The organism is Glutamicibacter sp. AGC46, assembly GCF_053543715.1.
Genome location: NZ_JBLVOJ010000024.1, coordinates 87,894 through 101,154, shown reverse-complemented (window position 1 = coordinate 101,154; position 13,261 = coordinate 87,894). Strand labels below are relative to the sequence as shown.

The window sequence follows — 13,261 nt, the reverse complement described above, 5'->3', positions numbered from 1 at the left end:
CGGTCCCACGGTTCAGGACGTTCGTGCTGGAAGGTGCGCAGAGCCAGGGCTAATCGGACGCGAAGGCCTGCTTGGCCTTGGCAGATCGGGCAGCATCTGGTTTGATGCGTGGTGGAATCATCGCCACGGAAATGGCGGCGACTACGCCGACGATGGCGAAGAATACGAAATTGAACTCGAAGCTGATGCCCGAAGCCGCGATCCAGCCGCCGATGATGGGGCCGGAGATGGCGCCGATGCGGGCGAAGGACAATGCCCAGCCCGTGGCCGTGCCGCGCTGCGCGGCCGGGTAGTAATCGGCAATGTATCCGGTGAGAACCAGCGACGTGGAAATCGAGCCGATGCCGGCGAAGGCCACGAAGAACAGATTGACCAGCATAGTATTGGGGAACATCAGCAGGAGGATGCCTCCCGCACCGAGCAGGTAGAAAATCACCAGAATGGTCTTCTGCCCGTACTTGTCGGCGAGGAAGCCCAGGGCCAGTCCGCCGGCGGCTGAGGCGAGGGAGAAGACCAGCAGGAATGTTAGCGAGGAACCGAGGTTGTACCCTGCGCTGCGCATGATCTGCGGCAGCCAGGTATTCAAGCCGTAGACCAGGACCATGCCGCAGAATAGCGAGATCCAGAAGAAGATGGTTGATCGCAAGTACGTTGCGGAGAACATGGAAGCCATGACCTGGCGCCAGGGGGCCTTGCCGGTGCGAACCGGTGGCGCCACGGGCTCGTAATCGGGGATGCTGTGCCGGGCGGCCAGTGCTTTGGCTTCGCTGATCCGCCCCTTGGATACCAGATATTCAAGGGATTCGGGAAGCATCCAGGCAACTAAGGGAAGTAGAACTACAGGTAATGCGCCCACCGCGATAACCCCGCGCCAACCTATCGCGGGCAGAAGCGACATAGCGACCAAGGCAGCGGCGACGATTCCCAGGGAATAGCCTGAGTACATGATGCCGTAGTTAAGTGAGCGTTTCTTGGGTGGCGAATACTCGATGGTCAGCGCGGCGGCCACCGGGATGATGCCGCCCATACCCAGTCCGCCGATCAGCCTGAAGAGGCCGAATATCTCGGGAGTAGGAGCTAGCGCGGCACCGGCTTGGGTGATTGTGAAGACTAGCATGGCCAGCAGGAGCATGCGCTTACGGCCGATGATGTCGCTGAGCGTGCCGATGAACAGTGCGCCGAAGAGCATGCCCACCAACGCGTAGGCTCCGAGGCCGCCGAGCTCCATGGGACTCAGCGACCATTCCTTGTATTCGGCCAATGCCGGGAGCACTGCACCGAGCACGCCGACGTCGTAGCCTTCGGCCAGGATGGCCAGCCAGCAGGCGAAGAGCACCATTGAAGTGGTTCGTTTGGGGATTTTCCAATCCGCGGCTGCGGGGGATTTCGGCATTTGTTCAATCTCCTTGTGTGGGTAGGGCGGAGTTCTTGGAACACCAATAGGATTATCACGTTAAAGTGACGTGCGTTACAATAGCTATACACTTTTTAATTAGGGGGATCTTGATGCCTACATTCGCGGGAATGGACGAATCCGGGCAGTTGTTGCAGCAGCTCGCCGCAGACTTCATTGCGTCGGGAATCGCAGGAACGGCGTTGGAGCGAACCATTGAATGGGTTGATACCGATGCTGCGGGGCATCATCATAATTCAGCCATCTTGCGCTTCGTCGAGGCGGCCGAAGCCAAACTGTTTCGCGAGGCTGGCGCGGAGTCCTACTTCGCCATCTCGCCACGAGTCCGCCATGAGGTCGACTATCGGGCCAAGCTGTATTTCGGCCAAGCGGTGACCACCGCGATTCGCGTGGAGAAGGTCGGGGCCAATTCGATGTCATTCGGATTCAAGGTCTGGGGGAGTGCGCACCAAGGGCGCGGGTTCGCGCTGGCCGCTGAAGGCCGTTTCGTGACAGTGTGCGTTCCAGTTGGCGGTGAGTCATCTGCCCCCTGGCCCCGTGAAATCCTCGCTGGCATTGATGCTGGTTCCTGAGCGCGGCACCGCGCTCCGTGCGAGCTGGTGGATATATGCGCGAGCCAGGTTTGCGGAACTAGGTCTTCGCCCCTGGTTCTCCTTCGGGTGACCTGTTGGCTAGCAGAGGTGGTGCTGATAGATTGAAGCTAATTCCGCGAATGTGACGACCGTCAGGATCTCTCTATCGTCGGAATGTGTCCTGGACCGTCTCTGCCCAAGGAGAAACAATGCCTGCTGCCGAAGAAACTTGCACGAGCGCGATATTGTCCGCTCTGGCCTCCGGGACTGTCCAAGTCCATGACCTGACTGCCCCGCTGTCGGACAGGACTCCAACCTTAGTACTGCCCGATCCGTTCTCGAACCTCATTGATTTCAGTCTCGAAGAGGTCTCGGCCTACAACGAGCCCGGACCATACTGGAAGCACCACAATATCCATACTGGTGAGCACATCGGAACGCATATAGATGCGCCGATCCACTGGATTTCGGGACGAGGGGGCAAGGACGTGTCGCAGATTGATCCGCAACGCCTGGTAGGTCCGGCCGTCGTGTTGGACTTCAGATCCTTAGCAGCAGATGATCCGGATGTTCTCATCGATGTGCACCATTTGGAAACGTGGCAATCGGAATATGGGCGGTTTCCTTCCAACGCGTGGCTGCTTTTCCGCACCGGATGGGAGCAATACGGTGATGACAAGACAGCTTTCCTGAATGTCGATGCCACCGGATCGCATACTCCCGGGTTTACTGCGGAGTGCGCCAGATACATCGCCGAGAAGCTGGACATTTCCGGCATCGGCGTGGAAACGGTGGGGATCGATTCCGGCAATGCCGGAGCACTGGAGCCGCCATTCCCCATGCATTACTTCCTGCTCGGTGCAGACAAATACGGGATCACCTCGCTGAAGAACTTGGACAAGCTGCCCGTGTTCGGAGCGATGCTAGTGGTTGCCCCTCTGCCCATAGTTGGCGGTACCGGCGCACCGACCCGGGTGCTGGCATTAGCGCCCCAAAACACCAAGAAAATGGAGGCACAATCGTGAACGTTGCTGAACTGGTCGGCAAGACGCTGGCAAACTTGGGCGTAGGGCACGCTTTCGGCGTGGTGGGAAGCGGGAACTTCGATGTCACGAATGCACTGATTGCCAACGGGGTGCCATATACCGCAGCGCGGCATGAGGGCGGCGCAGCAACGATGGCCGATGCCTACTCACGGACCAGCGGCCAGATCGGCGTGGTCTCGGTGCACCAGGGGTGCGGCCTGACCAACGCGGCCACCGGCATTGGAGAAGCCGCCAAGTCACGCACCCCGATGATCGTGCTGGCCGCCGAAGCCGCCCCGAGCGCCGTGTATTCGAACTTCGCCATGGACCAGGGCTCCTTCTCAACCTCCGTCTACGCCGTCTCCGAACGAATCCACAGCGCCCGCACGGCAGTGGCCGATACAGTTCGCGCCTACCGCAGAGCAGTGAACGACCGGCGGACGGTTGTACTGAACCTGCCATTGAACATCCAAGGGCTCGAAGCTCCGGAATCCCCGGTGGCAGCCGAGGTGGTTCCGGCGGAGCCGGTCCGCCCCTCGCGTGCCGCGGTGCGAGCGCTGGCGGTACTCATCGAAAATGCCCGACGCCCGGTGTTCGTCGCAGGGCGCGGCGGACGCGGGGCCAAGGCCGAAATCCTGGCGCTTGCCCGGCACAGCGGGGCGCTGGTGGCGACCTCGGCGGTGGCCAAGGGCCTGTTCAACGACGAGGAATTCAGTCTCGGGATCTCCGGCGGGTTCTCGTCGCCGCTGGCCGCCGAATTGATTGCTGGAGCAGATCTGATTGTGGGCTTTGGCTGCGCGCTGAACATGTGGACCATGCGCCACGGTCGGCTCATTTCCGAGGGCACCAAGGTAGTGCAGGTGGACCTGGAAGAGTCCGCCCTGGGGGCGAACCGGCGCATCGACTTGGGCGTGATCGGCGACTCGGCGCAAAGCGCACGCGATGCGCTGGAATATCTGGAAGCGCAGAAGATGCCGGCGCGCGAAGGCTACCGCACCTCCGCGGTGAGCCAGCAGATCGCCGAGGGGGCCAACTGGAGTCAGGTAGCCTACCGGGACCTGTCCACAGACGACCGCATCGATCCGCGAACTCTGACCAAGTCGCTGGATGAGCTGCTGCCGGCCGAGCGCATCGTCAGCGTGGACTCGGGCAACTTCATGGGATACCCGAGCCAGTTTCTCGCCGTTCCAGACGAGCACGGTTTCTGCTTTACCCAGGCGTTCCAGGCGATCGGCCTGGGGCTCTACACGGCCATCGGAGCGGCTTTGGCGCAGCCCGGGCGCTTGCCGGTGCTCGGCACCGGAGACGGCGGATTCCACATGGCCATCGCCGAACTGGATACCGCGGTTCGGCTGAAGCTGCCAATGGTGTGCATCGTCTACAACGATGCCGCCTACGGGGCGGAGGTACATCATTTCGGCGATACGGGTACGGCACCGAATATGGACTCGGTGACCTTCCCTGACACCGATTTCGCAGCCATCGGCCGCGGTTTCGGAACCGATGGCATCACGGTGCGCAAGCTGGAGGATCTTGACTCGGTAGCCAGCTGGCTCGGCTCAGAACCCACGGGGCCGTTGGTCATCGACGCGAAAATCGCTTCGGACGGCGGCGCCTGGTGGCTAGCGGAGGCATTCAAGGGGCACTAGCCCAGCCCTGGAACCGCGATTGCTGGTGGGTGGCCCCGGTGCGGCGCATGGTGCGCGGCGCCGGGGCTCGCTTGCACCTTCAAGGCGTCGCTGATCTTTTCAGGCTCGCGCGGCTGGCTTGAGCCGCCAGTCTCCTCATTCCCGGTGCCTGGACCTGCCTGTGCCAGTTTCATGCGCTTGCGCATCAGGAAGTCATGCGCTTGCGCATCAGGAAGTACAGGGCAGAGACGGTCAAGGCGAAGGGAATGCCGAACAGCAACGTCATGGAGAATTGCTCGGTGAACAAGGTCGTGACCAGCAACGCGGCCATCAGCTGCGCCCCGGCCGCGGATCCAGCGGGATAGTACGGCAGGCGGTATTTAAGCGGTGCTGCACTGCGCCGATGGGAACGGCGGAAGAACAAGTGCGTGATGAAGATCAGCATCCAGGCCATCATTGCGCCGAACATCGACAGCGCCATCATTATTGTGAAACCGGATTCTGGATTCGATGCGTAGATGATGGCGGCCACGGCGATTCCGCCAGCCGAGAGCAGCAGGGCGTTGACCGGCGCGCCGTTCTTCTTCAACTTACCCAAGCTGCTCGGAGCCTGCCCGCCGCGGGATAGAGAGAACATCATTCGCGTGGAGATGTACAGCTGCGAGTTCATGGCGGAGAGCGCGGCGATGATGACCACGAAATGGAGAGTGGAATCGGCAAACGGAATGCCGATCACCTGCATCACCGTGACGAACGGGCTGTCGCCTTCGAGGATGTCGCTGACCGGTGCGATGGCAAGGATCAGCGACAGGGTCAGGATGCAGAAGAGGAAGAGCCTGAACAAGGTCACCTTGAAGGCCTTCTTCGCTGCGACTTCGGGATCTTTTGCCTCACCGGCTGCGACGGCGATCATTTCGATGCTCAGGTAGGAGAAGATCGCCACGACAACGGCAAACCAGACACCTTGGGCCCCGCCCATGAAGAATCCGGATTCCGCGGTGTAGTTCTGGAATCCGAAATCATTGCCCCTCTGGCCGAAGACCAGATAGGCAGCAAGCAGGATGAACGCGGCAATAGCGAATTCCTTGGTGGCGGAGAACCAGTATTCCAGTGTGCCGAAGGCTTTGACATTGAACATATTCACCCCGATCAGCAAGGCCGATAGGCCGATGATCCACACCACTGCGGGCAAATCCGGGAACCACATTCGCATGCAGCCGCCCACCGCCGTGATTTCGGTGCCTACGGCCAGTACGAGGCAGGACCAGTACAGGTATTTGAGCAGGAACCCGGTGAATGGGTTGATGTAGTGCTCGGCGAAGGCGCCGAAGGAGCCGGTCGTCGGGTGCGCCAGGATCATCTCGGCCAACGCCCCCATGAGCAGCACGGCGATCTACCCGCCGATGGCGCCGCCAAGCGCAATCATGCTCAGCTGGCGCGAAGTTAGCTCCTTCGACAGGCCGGCTTCTCGCTGTGCGATTTGATCCAGGGAAGATTTCATTGAATTATCCAAAGGTGGTTTGGTGGCCGATTTGGGATCCGAGCCGAGCCGCCAAGCGGTTCCCGTGCCCGGCAAAAAGCCGCAGGATCGGCAGCCCAAACTGGGCCGCCAATCCTGCGGCTGGCAGCAACAGCTAAGCGCTGGTTACCAAATTGGAGGTTTCGGATTTCCTGGCCGGAATCCAGCGCAGGTGCGTTTGTTCCTGCTCCTCGGCTTCCCGAACCAGCGAGAGCCGCGGGCGGACCGCGTCGGTGCGGGCGGCGGGCGGCTTGCGGCGTCCGGCCTTGAAAGGCAGCGGCCAGGTGGCGCCGTCACCGGTATAGTCCTGCTCGGCGGCTGCCTGCAAGGTCCACTGCGGGTTGTACAGGTGGGTGCGTCCCAGCGCCACCAGATCCGCGCGGCCTGCCAGCAGGATCGAGTTCACGTCGTCGTAGGAGGACACCGCACCCACCGCGATCACCGAGACCCCTGCCTCGGCGGCGACCTGGTTGCGGATCCTGTCGGCGAATGGCGTCTGGTAGCTGCGCCCGAAAGCCGGCTTCTCGTCCTTCACGATCTGCCCCGACGAGACATCGATGAACTGGGCGCCGTGGGCGATGAAGGCCCGGGCGATGTCCACGGCATCTTCTTCGGTATTCCCGCCTGGCGACCAGTCGGTAGCCGAGATGCGCACGCCGATGGTCTTGCTTGCCGGCCATGCTTCGCGGACCGCATCCAGGACCTCAAGCGGGTAGCGCAGCCGGTTCTCCAAGCCTCCGCCGTATTCGTCGGTGCGCTGATTGGACAGCGGCGAAAGGAAGGAAGAGAGCAAGTAGCCGTGGGCCATATGCACTTCCAGCACGTCGAATCCTGCCTCATCGGCGCGGCGTGCCGCGGCGGCGAACTGCTCGCGCACCTCGTCCATCTGCGCACGGTCCATTTCCACCGGCACATGGCAGCCTTCGCCATAGGGCAGTGCGCTGGGAGCGAGCACATCCCAGTTGCCTTCTTGCAGCGGCTGGTCGATGCCTTCCCACATCAGCTTCGTCGAACCCTTGCGACCCGAGTGGCCGAGCTGGGCGCCGATCTTGGCGTTCGAATTTCCGTGCACGTAGTCGGTCACGCGCTTCCAGGCAGCGGCCTGCTCATCGGTGTACAGGCCAGTGCAGCCCGGGGTGATGCGGCCGATATCGGAAACGCAGACCATTTCGGTCATCACCAGCCCGGCCCCTCCCATGGCCTTGGAGCCCAGATGGACCAGGTGGAAGTCCCCGGGCACCCCGTCGGTGGCCGAGTACATGTCCATGGACGAAACCACCACGCGGTTGGCCAGCTCGGTGTTGCCGAGCCTATGCGGCTGGAACATCGCCGGTGCAACGGAAGGTGAAGCGTTGAGCCGGGCGAAGTTCTCATCGACCTGCTGAGCGAATCCGGTATCCCGCAGCTTCAGGTTCTCGTAGGTGATGCGCCGGGAGCGGGTGAGCAAGTTGAAGCAGAACTGCACCGGGTCCTGGTCCTTGTACTGCCCGATGTTCTCGAACCATTCCAGCGAGGCCTGGGCCGCGCGCTGGGTGGATTCGACCACTGGGCGGCGCTCGGTCTCGTAGGCGGCCAGCGCCGAATCAACCTCGGCATGCTCATGCAGGCAGGCAGCCAGGGCCAGAGCGTCCTCCATGGCCAGCTTGGTGCCCGAGCCGATGGAGAAGTGGGCAGTGTGCGCGGCATCGCCCAGCAGGACGATGTTCCCATGGCGCCAGTTCTCGTTGCGCACCGTGGTGAAGTTGATCCACTTGGAGTTGTTAGTCAGCACCTGGTATCCGGCCAGTTCCTCGGCGAAGATCCCGGCCACCTTGTCCACCGACTTCTGGTCGCTCACGCCCGGGCCGAAGACCTCGTCCTCGGTCTCGTCGAATCCGGCCGCACGCCAGACGTCTTCGTGCATTTCCACGATGAAGGTCGAACCCTCGTCCGAGTACGGGTAGCCGTGGATCTGCATGGTTCCGGCATCGGTTTCCTTGACAAAGAACTTGAAGGCCTCGAAGACCTGGTCGGTGCCCAGCCACATGTACTTCGAGGTCCGCGGATCAAGGGAGGGCTTGAAGGAGTCCGCGTACTTGGTTCGCACCGCGGAGTTCAGCCCGTCAGCGGCCAGCACCAGGTCGTACTCGTCCGCCAGCTGCTCCACATCCGGGGCAACGGTGGAGAAGCGCACATCCACGCCCAGTTCGATGCAGCGGCGCTGCAGCAGCTGGAGCAGTTCCTTGCGGCTCATGGCCGCGAAGCCCTGGCCGCCCACGGTGTGCATCTGGCCGCGGAAGTGGATGTCGATATCGCTCCAGCGGGCGAAGCGCCGGGACATGTATTCGGCCACCACCGGATCGGCGTTGCCGATGCCGCCCAGGGTCTCATCGGAGAACACCACGCCGAAGCCGAAGGTGTCCGATGCGGCATTGCGTTCCCACACGGTGACATCGTGGTTCTCATCCAGCTGCTTCATCAGAGCCGCGAAGTACAGGCCGCCAGGGCCGCCGCCGATAACTGCAATCTTCATGGTGTGTCCTTTCATCAGCCCCGGAGGGCGATTGGGCCGGGGCCCGAAAAATATCTGGGGAGTTTATGCGACCGGGGAGCCGTTGAAGGCCTCGCGCAGCTTGAAATGCTGCAGCTTGCCGCTGGGATTTCGAGGCAGCTCGGTGACAAAGCGGATTTCCCGCGGGTACTTGTACGGGGCAATCGTGGCTTTGACGAAGTCCTGCAATTCCTTGGCCTTCGCCTCATCGGCTTCGGCGCCTTCGACCAGAACCACGAACGCGCAGACGATTGATCCGCGGTTCGGATCCGGGCGGGCGACCACCGCGTTTTCCAGCACATCGGGATGCTGGTCCAGGGCTTGCTCGACTTCCGGGCCGCCGATGTTATATCCGGAAGAGACGATCATGTTGTCGCTGCGCGCCTGGTAGGTGAAGAAACCGTCCTCGTCCCGGGAGAAGATGTCCCCGGTGATGTTCCAGCCGCTTTCGACGTAATTGCGCTGCCTCGGGTCATCGAGATAGCGGCAGCCGGTCGGCCCGATAACCGCCAGGCGCCCCGGCTCGTTGGCCGCGGCTTCGTTGCCCTCGGCATCCAGCACCGTGGCGCGGAAACCGGGAATGGCCTTGCCTGTGGTTCCCGGCTTGATGTCCTTGCCGGCGGCGGAGACGAACACGTGCAGCATTTCGGTGGAACCGATGCCGTTGACCAGTTCCAGCCCGGTTGCCTCCCTGACCTGGTGCCAGGTGTCGGCAGGCAGGTGCTCGCCGGCGGAGACCGCCACGCGCAGGGGCCTGAGCAGGTCGGCCTTGCCGTTCTTCAAGATGGCCCGGTAGGCGGTGGGGGCGGTGAACAGGATGGTTGCCCCGGCCGCGTGGGACTGCTCGGCCAATTGAACCGGGGTGGCGCGTTCGGTCAGCAGCGAGCTGGCGCCGAAGCGGAAGGGGAAGACCACTAGCCCGCCCAGTCCGAAGGTGAAAGCCAGCGGCGGGGAACCGGCGAAGACATCGTCCTTGGTGGGTTCCAGGATGTAGCGGGCAAAAGTGTCCGCATTGGCCAGGATGTCCCGGTGGAAATGCATGGTGATCTTAGGGACGCCAGTGGTTCCCGAAGTCGGTCCCAGCAATGCCACATCATCTGCGGCTGTGGCCACCGCGGTGAATTCGCCGGATTTGCCTGCTGCCTGCTGGGCCAGATCGTCGCGGGACGTGCCGCCGTAGCTGATGACCGGATAGCCGCCGCCGCTGGCCTTGAGCGCGTCCTCGGCGAAGCGGTAGTCGGTGATTAGCGCCACCGGGCCGGTCAGCGTGGCCAGCTTGGAGATTTCCGCAGCGCGCAGGGCAGCCATCGTGGTGACCACAACACCGCCGGCCTTGATCACTCCGAGCCAGCAAGCTACCAGCCATGCGTTGTTCGGACCGCGCAGCATTACCCGGTTGCCCGGCACCAAGCCATAGTCCTCGACCAGCACCTGGGCTACCTGGTTGGCCCGCTTGAGCAGCTGCCCGTAGCTCAGGCTGGTGCCATCCGGGGCCAGCAGCGCCGTGCGCTGGGCGCCGAACTTCTCGACGGACTGGTCGATCAGCACTTCGGCGGCATTGAGCCGGTCCGGGTACTGCAGCTCGGGCAAGGTGAATTCCAGCGTCGGCCACAATTCGGGGGATGGAAGATGGTCGCGGGTAAAGCTATCGACATGTGCAGAAGGTGAAAGTTCCATAAGGCAACTCCGTTGGCAGGTTCGGTGGGAAGTCCTAGTTGGCGTTCCGCCCGGGGCGGATCATTCCTTCTTGGGCTACGGTGGCCAGCAGCTTGCCATCGCGGGCATAGAAGCGCCCGATGGCCAGTCCGCGGTTGTCCTGGCTCGAAATGGCTTCCTGAGCGTAAAGCACCCAGTCGTCCATGCGCCCCTCGCGATGGAACCACATGGAATGGTCCAAGCTGGCGGTCACCAGGCCCTCATCGCCCCAGCTCAGCCCGAGGCCGCGCATGATCGGCTCCAGGATGGTGTAATCGCAGACATAGGCCAAGGCCGCCTTCTGAATCACCGCATCATCGGGCAGCGGTGAGAAGGCCCGGATCCAGACCGCTTGGCTGCCGGACTTTTCGCGCTCGCCGGGAAGGTAGATGGCTTCGGGAACATGGCGCATGTCGAAGCTGCGGCCGCCGGCCCAGTACTTGGCGGCGTCGCCCTCCACGCCCTGCAGGGCCTCGGCGGCGCTGGCCAGGGACTGCGGATCCAGATCCAGCGAAGCGCCGGGGGCATCGAGCGCGAATTCGGCCCCGTCTTCCGGAACGTGGAAAGAGCCTAGCGCGCAGTAGACCGGCTTGCCGTTCTGGAAGGCGCGCACCTGGCGGGTGGAATAGCCGCGGCCATCGCGCAGGTGCTCCACCTCGTAGCGGACCGGCTGGTGCATATCCACTGGCCGCAGGAAGTAGGAGTGCATGGAGTGCAGGCTGCGGTCGGTGCCTACCGACTTCATCAGTGACAGGGCGCCCTGGGCAACCATGTCGCCGCCGTAGGCCTTGGGCCAAGGCACGTACTGCGGGGTGGCGGTGAAAGCCTGGTCGAAGACTTCGGCATCGCATTCGGCCAGGTTGATGGCGTCCAGGAAGACCTGGGCGGACAATGCTGTGGTGCTCATGCTCGACGGTATCCTTCCAAGGATTCGTCGGCGACATCGGGCAGGTTGACCACGATGTTCTCCGGGGTCCGGGCGGTGAGCCACACCAGTTCCTCGGTGACCGACATGTTGGCCTCTACATGGGGCATGAATGGAGGGACGAAGACCCAGTCACCGGCCTTCATATCGGCGTACTGCTCGTAGTTCTCGCCGAAGTAGATCCGGCCGTGGCCGCGCAGCACGTAGCCGCCGGTTTCCGCTTCGCCATGGTGATGGGGCAGGGAACGGTAGCCCGGGACATTGGAGACTTGGCCGAACCAGATCTTGGTCGCGGGGGTGTGCTGGATGCTGACTCCCGAGACGCGGATGCAGTCCCCGGACTGGGCGGTGTTGGTGTCCTCGGATCCTGCCCGGGTGACTACGGGGACAACCTGGCCATTTTCCGAGGCATAGATCGAATTGTCGCCTTCGGTGCGGTAGGTTATGGGTGCTTCGGTCATGGTGTGCTCCTTCAATTTCGGTAGAGGGATGTTGCTGATGGTCATTGGGACAGGGCCGGGCTGTTCACTCGGAGCCGGAACCTGTTGGAGAGGATGCCGATGCCAGGGATTTCGGTTTCGAGCCGGTCCCCGTCAGCGAGGAAGCGAGGCGGAACCATGCCCATTCCGACTCCGCCGGGGGTCCCGGTCAGCACGATGTCCCCGGCACGCAGCGTGGTGAATTCGGAAATGTAGCTGACCAGCCGCGCCGCGGAGAACACCAGCGTCGAGGTGTTGCCGCGTTGCACTTCCTCGCCGTTGATGCGGCAGATGACCTCCGCGCCGGCCACCGGGTCGATCTCATCTGCCGTGGCCAGCACGGGACCCAGGGGAGTGGTGCCGTCGAAGGCCTTGCCTTGGAACCACTGCAAGGTCCGGCGCTGCCAGTCGCGCATCGAGATGTCGTTGGCTACCGTGTACCCGGCAATTGCGGACTGGGCTTCCTCCAGGGATGCCGAGGATGCATCTGATCCGAGCACCACTGCCAGTTCGGCTTCCCAATCCACATTGGATGAGGAAGCACTGCATATCTCGGCATCGGGATCAGCCAGGGTATCGGCGTACTTGGCGAACAATGTGGGATATTCGGGCAGTTCCCTTCCCATTTCCAGAATGTGGTCGCTGTAGTTCAGCCCGCAGCAGATCACCTTGGCGGGCGCTGGCAGCGGATTAAGCTGCCGGGCCTGCTCCGCGGGGATAAGATCGCCTGCGGTACTGGATTCCAGGGCTTCGGAGGCGATTGCTTTCCAGTCCTGGTGCTTGAGGAACTCGCTGAGATCGCCAGCTGGCAGGGGCAGATATCCCTGATCGGTCTGGATTGCCGCCAGGCTCTTCCCGCCGGCGTGGATCGTTGCGAGTTTCATGTGTGGATTCCCTTTGTCAGTTGGGTGAAAAGCTATGTGTCGACTTTTTTACCGCCGTCACGTAAGCTCAATGTAGCACGCATCACAAAGATGGCGCTAGAGCCAATTGGGGCAAATTTCATGCACCCGGTACAAGGAGTAGGAAATGACTGAAACCAAGTTGCACCGCAACGAGACAATCAACCCCGCATCCATGGCGAAGCCCTCTGGCTATGCCCACGGAGTCAAGGCGGGGGATACGGTCTACCTCGGCGGGCAAACCGCTCTGGACAAGGATATGAAGATCGTGCCCGGCGGCATCGTGGAACAGTTCAAGCAGGCATTCTCCAACGTGCTGACCACCTTGGTTGAAGCCGGGGGCCGCCCCGAGGACCTGACCAGCGTGACCATTTACTTGACCGATGTGGATGATTACATGGCCCATGGCAGGGAAATCGGGCGCCTTTGGCGCGAGATGGCCGGTTCGGAATATCCTGCGATGGCAGGGATCGGGGTAAGCCGGCTTTGGCAGCAGGAAGCCTTGATTGAAATCCAGGGCGTGGCTGTCATCCAGGACCGCAACTAGTCCCTGGATGCGGAACAGGGGGGGG

General features: G+C 62.3%; 12 protein-coding genes. 4 read left to right on the top strand and 8 right to left on the bottom strand.

Annotated elements, in window-relative coordinates; genetic code table 11:
* Window positions 1-49: 49 nt before the first annotated feature.
* Window positions 50-1,393, bottom strand: a complete 1,344-nt coding sequence (locus ACNPM8_RS12515) for an MFS transporter (RefSeq protein ID WP_332489234.1) — start codon at window positions 1,391-1,393, stop codon at window positions 50-52.
* Between the two features lie 113 nt (window positions 1,394-1,506).
* On the opposite strand from ACNPM8_RS12515, the gene ACNPM8_RS12510 reads away from it, so the two are divergent.
* The 3 genes from ACNPM8_RS12510 to ACNPM8_RS12500 all read left to right on the top strand — a co-directional run bounded on the left by ACNPM8_RS12510 (window position 1,507) and on the right by ACNPM8_RS12500 (window position 4,660).
* Window positions 1,507-1,986, top strand: coding sequence for a thioesterase family protein (locus tag ACNPM8_RS12510; protein ID WP_434691471.1), 480 nt, complete (start codon window positions 1,507-1,509; stop codon window positions 1,984-1,986).
* A 209-nt stretch (window positions 1,987-2,195) separates the two neighbouring features.
* Entirely contained in the window at window positions 2,196-3,011 is an 816-nt protein-coding gene (locus ACNPM8_RS12505) for a cyclase family protein (RefSeq protein ID WP_105658204.1), read from the top strand.
* Window positions 3,008-4,660, top strand: coding sequence for a thiamine pyrophosphate-binding protein (locus ACNPM8_RS12500; RefSeq protein ID WP_448939941.1), 1,653 nt, complete (start codon window positions 3,008-3,010; stop codon window positions 4,658-4,660). The genes ACNPM8_RS12505 and ACNPM8_RS12500 overlap by 4 nt, the downstream gene beginning before the upstream one ends.
* On the opposite strand, the gene ACNPM8_RS12495 is transcribed toward ACNPM8_RS12500, so the two are convergent.
* The 7 genes from ACNPM8_RS12495 to ACNPM8_RS12465 all read right to left on the bottom strand — a co-directional run bounded on the left by ACNPM8_RS12495 (window position 4,657) and on the right by ACNPM8_RS12465 (window position 12,671).
* A complete protein-coding gene (locus ACNPM8_RS12495) occupies window positions 4,657-4,833 on the bottom strand; it encodes a hypothetical protein (protein ID WP_332489231.1) in 177 nt (58 codons plus the stop codon). The genes ACNPM8_RS12500 and ACNPM8_RS12495 overlap by 4 nt on opposite strands.
* A gap of 11 nt (window positions 4,834-4,844) precedes the next feature.
* Window positions 4,845-6,017, bottom strand: coding sequence for an amino acid permease (locus tag ACNPM8_RS12490; protein WP_448940107.1), 1,173 nt, complete (start codon window positions 6,015-6,017; stop codon window positions 4,845-4,847).
* A 256-nt stretch (window positions 6,018-6,273) separates the two neighbouring features.
* Entirely contained in the window at window positions 6,274-8,670 is a 2,397-nt protein-coding gene (locus tag ACNPM8_RS12485) for a bifunctional salicylyl-CoA 5-hydroxylase/oxidoreductase (protein ID WP_388023925.1), read from the bottom strand.
* Window positions 8,671-8,733: 63 nt separating this feature from the next.
* Window positions 8,734-10,365, bottom strand: a complete 1,632-nt coding sequence (locus ACNPM8_RS12480) for an AMP-binding protein (RefSeq protein ID WP_448939940.1) — start codon at window positions 10,363-10,365, stop codon at window positions 8,734-8,736.
* Window positions 10,366-10,399: 34 nt separating this feature from the next.
* The gene (locus ACNPM8_RS12475; RefSeq protein ID WP_434691462.1) at window positions 10,400-11,290 is read right to left on the bottom strand and encodes an acyl-CoA thioesterase domain-containing protein; all 891 of its coding nucleotides are present in this window, start codon (window positions 11,288-11,290) and stop codon (window positions 10,400-10,402) included.
* Entirely contained in the window at window positions 11,287-11,769 is a 483-nt protein-coding gene (locus ACNPM8_RS12470; RefSeq protein WP_105658199.1) for a cupin domain-containing protein, read from the bottom strand. The genes ACNPM8_RS12475 and ACNPM8_RS12470 overlap by 4 nt, the downstream gene beginning before the upstream one ends.
* Window positions 11,770-11,810: 41 nt before the next feature.
* Window positions 11,811-12,671, bottom strand: a complete 861-nt coding sequence (locus ACNPM8_RS12465) for a fumarylacetoacetate hydrolase family protein (protein WP_434691459.1) — start codon at window positions 12,669-12,671, stop codon at window positions 11,811-11,813.
* 145 nt (window positions 12,672-12,816) lie between these two features.
* Here ACNPM8_RS12465 and ACNPM8_RS12460 point away from each other — a divergent pair, with 145 nt between their 5' ends.
* Window positions 12,817-13,236, top strand: a complete 420-nt coding sequence (locus ACNPM8_RS12460) for a RidA family protein (RefSeq protein ID WP_105661857.1) — start codon at window positions 12,817-12,819, stop codon at window positions 13,234-13,236.
* The last annotated feature ends 25 nt before the right edge of the window (window positions 13,237-13,261 follow it).